This is a genomic window from Anaeromicrobium sp. (assembly GCF_025210435.1).
GTDB lineage: Bacteria > Bacillota > Clostridia > Peptostreptococcales > Thermotaleaceae > Anaeromicrobium.
On the sequence record NZ_JAOART010000035.1, the window covers coordinates 1 to 9,558 of the forward strand.

Here is a 9,558-nt window from a genome sequence, read left to right on the forward strand (position 1 = left end):
AAGATAGTAGTTGAAAAATATGGTATAAATTTAACAGGATAAGTATGCAGCCAATCACTGGAATAATAATCCATTATAAGAATATTATTCAATTGTATGACTGCATACTAGTTTGGAAATATATGTTGTACGAAATATGAGGTATATATATTCAGGCGAGATTAAAATTTTTATATATTTAATTTTAGCTGAACTGTTCTAGTCTTTTCTTTTATAGATTTCATCTCTCTACTGGTTATTCTCTCATCTCCTATTAATTTACCTACTAATAGGGGAGATTTTTCTAGGTGCTTTTTATAGTTTTTATTTACTTCCCTATAATTATAATTGGCATAGCAATATAAACAATTATGAATACAGGTATTATATTGTCCTATATCTATACTTTTCATACATCCACAAAAGTCTCTTTGATTATTGTCCCTATTCACATATACATTTGACCCCACTATTTTACTTATTAAATTTTCATCTATACATTTTCCCCTTTTAATTCCATAGGCACTTAAGTCTATAGCTTCTGAACAGGTTTCTATGGCTATATTATGTTTTTTACCTAAGTTAGCTAATTTCTCTCCTAATTGAAATAGGTCCCTTTCCTCTAACTTAACTAACTTTAAAGATTTAGCATTTTTCCTAGTATTTTTATATGGATCAATAAAACTGATCATACACTTTTTTGTATAATCACTTAATTCCTCTAAAAATTTCTGAAACCATTCATAATGATATTCTTTATTATAATTTTCATTAATTAATATAGGATCATATCTCCATATGACCCTCTCTTTTCCTATTTGCGTTGATAACTCTTTAAAAGTGTCTATTATATCCTTCTTTTTTCTCATATTAACTTCAATATCCCTTTTATAAGGAGTTATTGTAAATTGAAAGTAATAAGGATAATCCTTTAGTTCTTTTAATCTATTCATCATAGGTAGAGGATCTTTAGTCCAGAATACAAAACAATCTACCACATGAGGATTTAACTTTATTTTACTTATTTGCTTCCTATTGAAAGGATTTTTCACATAGACATACCCCTCTTTTAGCCTATTAAAAAACCAATCACTATAAAAGGACGGTATATCAGTTCTTCTGCTCACGCTTATAATCATAATGACTTCCCCTTTTGTAGTTTAGGCATATTCAAAAAATAAGTTAGTCATTTCACTGGTTATTTGAATTATTTTCTTTGTTATGGAATCGCTTACATATGTTTAATATGCTCGCTCACCATGCCTTGAAAATAATCCAAATTCCTCAGAGAACTGACTACTTTATTTCTTTCATATTCCTTATTCCCTCTTATATTCTATCATTTATCAATTGAGAAAAAGGTCATTTATTAACGGAGAAAAAAAACATTATATGACGAAAAGCCCTCTTAATGAATATGTATGTGGAATTTTTCATATAAGAAATGTTGGGGCAACTTATTACCCCAACATTCATTATGTAGCTACTTTTATTTAATATTCTATAATTACAACAGGTTTGATTAAGTCTGCTGGTTTATCTTTCATCAACATCAATGCTTTTTCAATACTATCTAGTCCATAAAATGTATGTGTAATTAATTTACTAGTATCAAGTTTTCCTGTTTCCATTAATGAAGCCATCTTTTCCATCTTTAGTCTACCTCCAGGAGTCAAACCTCCTAAGATTTGCTTATGACCCATACCTACTCCCCATTCAACTCTTGGGATCTTAATGTTATCACCTTCACCAAGATAATTTACATTACCTATTGTACCACCTGCTTTTAGGATCTTTACAGCCTGAGAAAAAGTATCGTTGTTTCCTCCTGCAATAATCACTCGGTCTACACCTTTTCCTTGTGTTAACTGCATAACTTGTTCCACAATATCCCCTTGTTTATAGTTAATGATATCCGTTGCACCGTAAAATTTTGCAGCTTCAACACATTTGGGTCTTGTTCCTACTGCATAAATATGTGATGCACCCATTAGATTTGCACCAGCTACAGCCATAAGACCTACAGGGCCAATTCCAACTACCACAACACTATCTCCTAATTTAACACCTGCCATTTCTGCACCGTGAAAACCTGTAACAACCATGTCAGATAACATAACTGCATTTGCTGGACTAATATTATCAGGAAGAAGTGCTAAATTTGCATCTGCTTCATTAACATGAAAAAATTCACCAAAAACACCATCTTTGAAGTTGGAGAATTTCCATCCCGCAAGGATCCCTCCAGAGTGTTGAGGAAAACCGGCTTGAGCTTCTGCTGATCCCCAATCAGGTGTTATTGCTGGAACAATAACTCTATCCCCAGGCTTGAAATCTTTCACATGTGAACCTACTTCAACCACTTCACCAACTGCTTCATGACCTAAAATCATATTATGTCTTTCACCAATAGCTCCTGACCATACTGTATGGATATCTGAAGTACATGGTGCTAAAGCAAGGGGTCTAACAATTGCATCAAGTGGCCCTGCAACAGGCTTATCTTTTTCAATCCAACCTACTTTACCGATTTCTAACATAGCAAAACCTTTCATGAATCATCTCTCCTTCGTTTTTAATGAATAAATTTTACCGATAAAACTATTCAACCTCTGACATAGTTAAATGGGCATTTGAGCTATCTATTTTAGATTACCAATCATATACATAGCAATTTCTGTACCCATTTGAAAAGGATGATAAAAACATGGAAATTGTTGAATTTCTAACGATTTTTTTATTCTATTTTCTCAAGTGTAGAAAAATACCACATTTTTCAAAAGTTCAAGTGTTGAATTTATCTACAATATGTAGAAAAAAACAACATTTATAATATGAGTATAGTTATAAGCTCTAGGAGATTTAATTAAAATTTGTTAAAATATTACTAATAAAAAGTACGCAGCTTATTTGCATTATGTTGGAGGGGAATATCTCAATGAAAAAAGGTATAACACCATCATCAAACTTAAAGGCTATTATTCAGAATTCTCACAAAAGATGTATAACGATAGGAATTGATAAAAATATAAAGAAACCCATAAGAATACTATCGGGAAAAAAACTAGATAGAATACTTAAAAAAAATAGCCTATTTATAAGTGTTGCATATCCTTTTATGAAATTATTAGAAGAATTCCTAGATGGAACTGGATTCTTAATTGATTTAACAGATTGTCACGGTAACATTATTTCTATTATGGGAAATGAATCAATTATAGCTCATGCAAATAATATGGGCATGGGCTTAGGAACAGATATGAGTGAACAGAGTTGCGGTACTAATTCTATTGGAACAGCACTTCATGAAAATTGCAGCATCCAAATGGCTGGAAAAGAGCATTTTATAAATATATTTCATATATGGACCTGTTCCTGTTCACCTATTCATGATACACAAGGAAATATTATAGGATGTTTGAATGTAACAGGCTTTTATAATTCTGTACATCCACATACTTTGGGATTTGTTTTTTCTACTGCAGAATTGATAGAAAATAAATTAAAAAATATAGCTGCTAATAAACATCTATGGCATATAAGTCAATTAAATGAAACTATTTTCAACGCTGTAGATATGGGACTTTTATTAATAAGCAAGGATGGCAATATTAAAACAGTGAATAAAAGAGCCTGTGAAATGTTTTTATGTACAAAAGAAGATTTATTAAAGGACCATGCTATAAGGATTTTTAGTAATTGGAATGCTATTATGAATACACTAGAGAAAAAAGCTACCTATTCAGATGACGAATTAATTAACTACCAAAACAATAAAAAGAAAAAAATGAATATTAATGTATTTCCAATCTATGATGTTGATAATAAATTTATATCAGCTGTGGTTGCATTAAAGGATATGAAAAATATTTATAAGCTAGTAAATAAGTACTCTGGTAAAAATGCTTACTATACTTTTCATAATATTATTGGAAAGAGTGTTCAAATGGACGAGATTATTCAATATGCAAAAACAGTTGCTAATACACCTTCCACAATAATTATTCAAGGAGAAAGTGGTACTGGAAAAGAAGTATTAGCACAAGCAATACATAATGAAAGTGAAAAAAGAAATGAACCCTTTATAGCAATAAACTGTGGAGCCATACCTAGAAATTTAATAGCAAGTGAGTTGTTCGGTTATGAAAAAGGGGCATTTACAAATGCTCGATCGGGAGGAATGCCAGGAAAATTTGAATTGGCTCATAATGGAACTCTATTCTTAGATGAGATCGGGGAGATGCCTATAGATATGCAAGTAAACCTTCTTAGGGTTTTACAGGAAAAAAGGATCACTAGAATAGGGGGAACAAAGAGTATTTCCATAGATGTTAGAGTGATTGCTGCTACAAATAAAAATTTATTAGAGGAAGTGAAGAAGGGAAATTTTAGAGAAGATTTGTATTATAGACTTAATGTAATACCTATTCATATTCCTCCTCTTAGAGATCGAAAAGAAGATATAAGAACTTTAGTTAATTATTTCCTTGAGAAAAAGTCTGAAAAGCTTGAAAGAAAAATAGTAAGGCTAAGTAAAGATGAGTATAAAATCCTAATGGATTATGACTGGCCAGGTAATGTAAGGGAACTAGAGAATGGAATAGAAAATTACATTATTAATGGAAAATTGTATATGGATCTTCATAGGGAAGGATTACCTCAAAATCAAGTGATAGAATCAAGTAAACAAATTAAATATACTATGCAATCTTTATCCGAATGGGAAAAAATAGCAATTGAAGAATGCCTTGCCCATTGTAATAGAAATATAACTAAGACAGCAGCTATTCTAAAAATTGATCGAAGTACATTGTATAAAAAGATACGCCTCTATGACATATGAAAGTCTTTTTGTATTGTCTTCATATCCAATTAAATTACATCCTTATTCTACCTTTTTATGGATAATCAATGGTCTTGATTTTATTATATCCCCCCCTATTTAAATTGTATAAATTAATTATATGAAAATAAAAGTCCTCTTAATCAAGATATAATTGTTATTGACAATATTTTCTATAATATATATAATTAAAATTCTCAGTTCAATTTATTATTATGTAATTAGCCATAATGCCACATACCATTTCACAACCATATTATTAAGGAGGGCTCATTATGACCATTAAAGTGATACACCATGTATGTATTCAAACAGAAAAATATAAAGAATCACTTGAATTTTATACTAAAATTTTAGGCTTTCAATTAGTTCAAGAAACAGCAAATTTTCATAACCGAGATTTTAATACCTGGTTAAAATTAGGGGAGTTTATGATTGAATTGCAAACTAGTAAAAAGGGAGATCGATTAAATAATTGGAGTTCATTAAATGAAGGACTAGTTCACATGTGTTTTTTAGTAGATAATGTTGAGGAAGAATTTCATAGGATAAAAAAATTAGGTTATACAAATTTCAAGATTAAAAATGGACAAGAAATATATAAAGTTGAAGATGGATATTTATTTAAAATTAAAGCACCAGAAGGCACCGAAATTGAAATAAGAGATATGCTCATATAACTGCCTACTCTTATGTAGTATCTTTAGATTTATGAATACGAAATCTAAAGATACTTTTTTAACTCAAACCAAAATTCCACTCCATCATTTCTATTAATAACACCAAAATTACTATGATGAAGGTTAAGAATACTTTTTACAATGGCTAGGCCTAGACCTGTACCTCCATATTCTCTAGTTCTTGATTTATCAATCTTATAAAAGCTACCCCATATTTTTTTCATCTCTTCTTCCCGTATGAAATCCCCCGTATTGTATACCCCTATTCTCACCTTCCCTTTATGATCTTCCATATAAATGTTTATATTTTTTTCTCCTCCTATATGATGAATGCCGTTGTTAATAAAATTTACTAATACCTGCTCTATTTTTGATGGGTCTCCCATAACCTCTACATTTTTATTAGATTTTTTAAGTGTTGCCTTAATATCTCTGTCATTAAAAATGGATTTGTATTTCTTATAGGTTTTTTCAACTAACTCATCTATATGAAAAACTTCCCTTTGAATAGTAGTATTTTTAGACTCCATTTGTGATAGTTCAAGTAGATCCTTAACCATTTTTCCCATTTTCTCTGCTTCATCTATAATAACTTCACAGTAGAAATCTTGGCTCTCTTCATCCTCTGCCACCTTTTCCTTTAATCCTTCTGCATATCCTTGTATTAGTGCAATGGGAGTTTTTAATTCATGGGAAACACTAGAGATAAATTCTTTTCTCATTAAATCTATTTTTCTTTTCCTCTCTATATCTTCTTTAAGTTTTTCATTGGCTTCATTTAGCTCTGATATAGTATGATTTAAAGTATTAGATAAATAATTAATAGTTTCTCCAAGCTGACCGATCTCATCATTTGCCTTTACTTCATATTTCTTACTAAAATCCAGTTTTGCCATTGACTTTGCAACCCTATTGAGTTCTACAATGGGTTTTGTAAAGGTTTTTGAAAGCCAAATGGCCAAGAACATTCCTACTCCTAGGGCTAACATGCCTATGTAAACATGAAAACCCTTTCCTATTTCTACACTTTCCTTTATGGCTCCAATAGAAGTTTGAAGAATTAAAATATTATCTCCTTCAAGGGGTATGGCATGTACTAAAAATTTAACCTTAAACTTTGGATGCAAAAAAGTTTCTAATATCCTTTTACCTTCTAGCACTTCTTTCATTTCCTTATTTGAAAGAAACATGCCCATTCCCATTTTGCTAAAACCCATTCCCCCTCTATGGTTAAAATATGGGTTGTATATAGTTATATTACCACCTATTGTATTTTCTATCCTTTCTATTTCATTATCCATATGATCCTCATGGTTTTTAAACATATGTTCAATCTCTTTTCCATATTGGATAAGACTTTCTCGTTTTTTTTTCATATAATAATTTTCCAAATACTTGGTGTTTAGTACCCAAGATAAACCTACTATCATACATGTAAAAAGGCTAAGTCCCACAAATAATTTTGTTCTTATGTTATTTTTCATCTTTTCACCTCAAATCTATAACCCACACCCCTCACAGTTTGAATAATCTTACTTTTACCATTAAGTTTTGTTCTAAGTCTTTTAATATGCGTATCTACTGTTCTTAAATCTCCATAATAATCATATCCCCAAACACCATCTAAAATCTGTTCTCTGCTTAATGCTTTTCCCTTATGATTTGCCATAAAAATTAAAAGTTCATATTCCTTTGGTGTCATTTCTATTTCCTTATGATCAATAACTACCCTATGGGCCTGTGTATCCATGTATATTCCATTAAATTCCATTGTTTTTTCATTATTAATATTTTTTCTTTTTAGAAGTGCCTTTACCCTTGCCACTAAAACCTTAGGTCGAAATGGCTTTGTCACATATTCATCCGCTCCTAACTCGAATCCAAATAATTCATCTGATTCTTCACTTCTTGCAGTAAGAATCAAAATAGGCACATCTGATACCTTTCTTATTTCCCTACAAACTGCCCACCCGTCAACCTTTGGCATCATAATATCAAGAATGATTAAATTTATATTCTCCTGTTTAAATATATTAAAGCCTTCCCTTCCATCTTGGGCCTCTAATACAGAATAACCTTCTCTTTTTAAATAATCTCCTATTAATCTTCTCATCCTACTTTCATCTTCCACAATCAAAATCTTATCTCCATCCATTTCCCCACCCCCTGAATCTATTTATTTTTATTATACACAAAAAAAACATATAATTATCACCCCGAAGCTTTCCCTATACAGCAACTTGCCTAGGAAGGTAAATATATAGCTTAGTCTCAGTTGATAAATCTATATACTCCATATATCTAAATTAATAAAGATGTTCGCAAAACGAACATCTTTATTAATTTAGGATTCATTTGCAATTCTCATACAAGCTCCATTTCCCCTGCCACATGGCCTTTGTCCTTTGCCTTGTCCTAACCCCTTTCCTTTTCCAAATCCAATTCCTAACCTCTCATACTTCCCTCTATTTTCTCCCACATTTGTGCAGTTATTCATCCTATCTGTAATTATTTTTTTGTATTCTTCCCCTTTTTCCTTTGTGAAACGTCCTTCTTTTACAAGTTCATCAATTCTATCTAACTTTGTCTTTAACAACTCGTCTACAGATATATTTTGTCCTGATTGTCCCATAGCTCCATTATTTGTTTGGGTATCTTCTTGTGTAGCAAAAGCCACTCCTATACTACATACTACTAAAATAGCTCCTAATACTAAAGACATAATTCTTTTTTTCATATAAACTCATCTCCTCTTTTTATTTTCTTTTATAAGTTTATTATATCCACTGACTGTGACAGTTTTGTGACAGAAATAAGTATTTAATATGAAATAGAATTCCTTTCAAGAATACTAATTACAATTGTAATATTTACCGATATATACAATAATTGTAAATAACCATCATGGGTTAATTTTCTTAAACTAAATAAAATATGGATAGACAATACTAATATTTATCTATATGATAAGGAGAGAAAACTATATGCCAATAAATAGTCTAAGGTTAGCTAATGGTCATTTAGGTTACAAATTAGATAACTTTAAGAAAAATAGTACAAATAAGCTTGAAAATTCATCAAAAATTGAAAGTACTAAAGTAGCAATGGAAGAATATTTGAAAGAGTTAAAAGAAGTTTATCCTCAGGTTAGTATTCAAGTAGGTAATATTACTTCTGGTAATGCAGAAAGTTTTGCATTTAGTGGTACAGGCATACATAATATAGCAGTATCCAAAGAGTACTTACGAAAAGTTATTAATGACCCTGAAAAGAGGAGAGAATTTAAAGAATCTATTCAAAACACAATCAATGCTCAAAGATGGATGAAATCCATGTGCCAATCTGATGGTAGCAAACTTGTAGCAACGGGTTCGATTATTGATTCAGATGGAAATATGAGAAGCTGGAGTCATACGCAAAGAAGTAGCTCTGATCAAAAAAGCAATATATTTGATTCTTCAAATACACAGAAAAAAGAAAACTTAAAAAGAATTAGCAAAGAATCGGATAATATAAGAAAAAAAGAAGATAAATTACGCCAGGAGAAAAGACTACTAAAAAGAAAAGAAGATAAAAAAATTCTCAATGAAAAATTGTTAAAAATAAAAAATGACAATAAACTATTAGGAAAAAATCTCCTAGATACATATGGGAACAACAATTATATAGTTGAAAAAAATCATGACTTTAGTTATAAAGGTTAATTAATTCTACAAAGTTTAATAGTTTTTTAATTGGATGGAAAAGCCTTTCTATCTTTATATGTGATATACTTCATACTTTATCTTATTTCATGTGTTATACATCTTTGTAAATAGAAAGGTTGCTCCTATTTCTTCTCTAAGGCATATTCAAAAATAAATTAGCAATTTTACTGGTTATTTTAATTTCTCAGCTTGATACCTATGGATTTACCCCTGACCTACGGACAGTGAAAAGGAATTACTATCCAAGGTTTAAATTACCATTAAAAAAGTGTAGAAAAAAGTCATAGTCATCCTTTAAAATATAAGTTCGGCAAAACTTATATGGAAGGAGCTTGACTATGACAAATAA

Annotated in this window: 8 protein-coding genes; 3 read left to right on the top strand and 5 right to left on the bottom strand. The window is 30.5% G+C overall.

Features of this window, described 5'->3' with window-relative positions:
- Positions 1–170: 170 nt before the first annotated feature.
- Together N4A57_RS04255 and N4A57_RS04260 are read right to left on the bottom strand one after the other, a co-directional pair.
- Entirely contained in the window at positions 171–1,118 is a 948-nt protein-coding gene (locus tag N4A57_RS04255; protein ID WP_293656336.1) for a DUF1848 domain-containing protein, read from the bottom strand.
- Between the two features lie 354 nt (positions 1,119–1,472).
- On the bottom strand, positions 1,473–2,534 hold the full coding sequence (locus tag N4A57_RS04260) for an NAD(P)-dependent alcohol dehydrogenase (protein ID WP_293656337.1): 1,062 nt from the start codon (positions 2,532–2,534) through the stop codon (positions 1,473–1,475).
- Positions 2,535–2,917: 383 nt separating this feature from the next.
- Here N4A57_RS04260 and N4A57_RS04265 point away from each other — a divergent pair, with 383 nt between their 5' ends.
- Together N4A57_RS04265 and N4A57_RS04270 are read left to right on the top strand one after the other, a co-directional pair.
- On the top strand, positions 2,918–4,822 hold the full coding sequence (locus tag N4A57_RS04265) for a sigma-54-dependent Fis family transcriptional regulator (RefSeq protein WP_293656338.1): 1,905 nt from the start codon (positions 2,918–2,920) through the stop codon (positions 4,820–4,822).
- Positions 4,823–5,097: 275 nt separating this feature from the next.
- Entirely contained in the window at positions 5,098–5,502 is a 405-nt protein-coding gene (locus N4A57_RS04270; protein WP_293656339.1) for a VOC family protein, read from the top strand.
- Between the two features lie 44 nt (positions 5,503–5,546).
- Here N4A57_RS04270 and N4A57_RS04275 read toward each other — a convergent pair whose 3' ends face one another.
- The 3 genes from N4A57_RS04275 to N4A57_RS04285 form a co-directional block, all read right to left on the bottom strand.
- Entirely contained in the window at positions 5,547–6,986 is a 1,440-nt protein-coding gene (locus N4A57_RS04275; RefSeq protein ID WP_293656340.1) for a sensor histidine kinase, read from the bottom strand.
- Entirely contained in the window at positions 6,983–7,657 is a 675-nt protein-coding gene (locus N4A57_RS04280; RefSeq protein ID WP_293656341.1) for a response regulator transcription factor, read from the bottom strand. Before N4A57_RS04280 ends, N4A57_RS04275 begins: the two co-directional genes overlap by 4 nt.
- A 189-nt stretch (positions 7,658–7,846) precedes the next feature.
- Positions 7,847–8,239, bottom strand: a complete 393-nt coding sequence (locus N4A57_RS04285; RefSeq protein WP_293656342.1) for a hypothetical protein — start codon at positions 8,237–8,239, stop codon at positions 7,847–7,849.
- 226 nt (positions 8,240–8,465) lie between these two features.
- Between N4A57_RS04285 and N4A57_RS04290 the strand changes: the two genes are divergently transcribed.
- Positions 8,466–9,206 (top strand): DUF6033 family protein, encoded by a 741-nt coding sequence (locus N4A57_RS04290; protein WP_293656344.1) that lies wholly within the window; start codon positions 8,466–8,468, stop codon positions 9,204–9,206.
- The last annotated feature ends 352 nt before the right edge of the window (positions 9,207–9,558 follow it).

Coding starts and splice junctions, on each gene's coding strand:
- N4A57_RS04255 (WP_293656336.1), bottom strand. CDS start 1,118: ATGATTATAAGCGTGAGCAGAAGAACTGATATACCGTCCTTTTATAGT.
- N4A57_RS04260 (WP_293656337.1), bottom strand. CDS start 2,534: ATGAAAGGTTTTGCTATGTTAGAAATCGGTAAAGTAGGTTGGATTGAA.
- N4A57_RS04265 (WP_293656338.1), top strand. CDS start 2,918: ATGAAAAAAGGTATAACACCATCATCAAACTTAAAGGCTATTATTCAG.
- N4A57_RS04270 (WP_293656339.1), top strand. CDS start 5,098: ATGACCATTAAAGTGATACACCATGTATGTATTCAAACAGAAAAATAT.
- N4A57_RS04275 (WP_293656340.1), bottom strand. CDS start 6,986: ATGAAAAATAACATAAGAACAAAATTATTTGTGGGACTTAGCCTTTTT.
- N4A57_RS04280 (WP_293656341.1), bottom strand. CDS start 7,657: ATGGATGGAGATAAGATTTTGATTGTGGAAGATGAAAGTAGGATGAGA.
- N4A57_RS04285 (WP_293656342.1), bottom strand. CDS start 8,239: ATGAAAAAAAGAATTATGTCTTTAGTATTAGGAGCTATTTTAGTAGTA.
- N4A57_RS04290 (WP_293656344.1), top strand. CDS start 8,466: ATGATAAGGAGAGAAAACTATATGCCAATAAATAGTCTAAGGTTAGCT.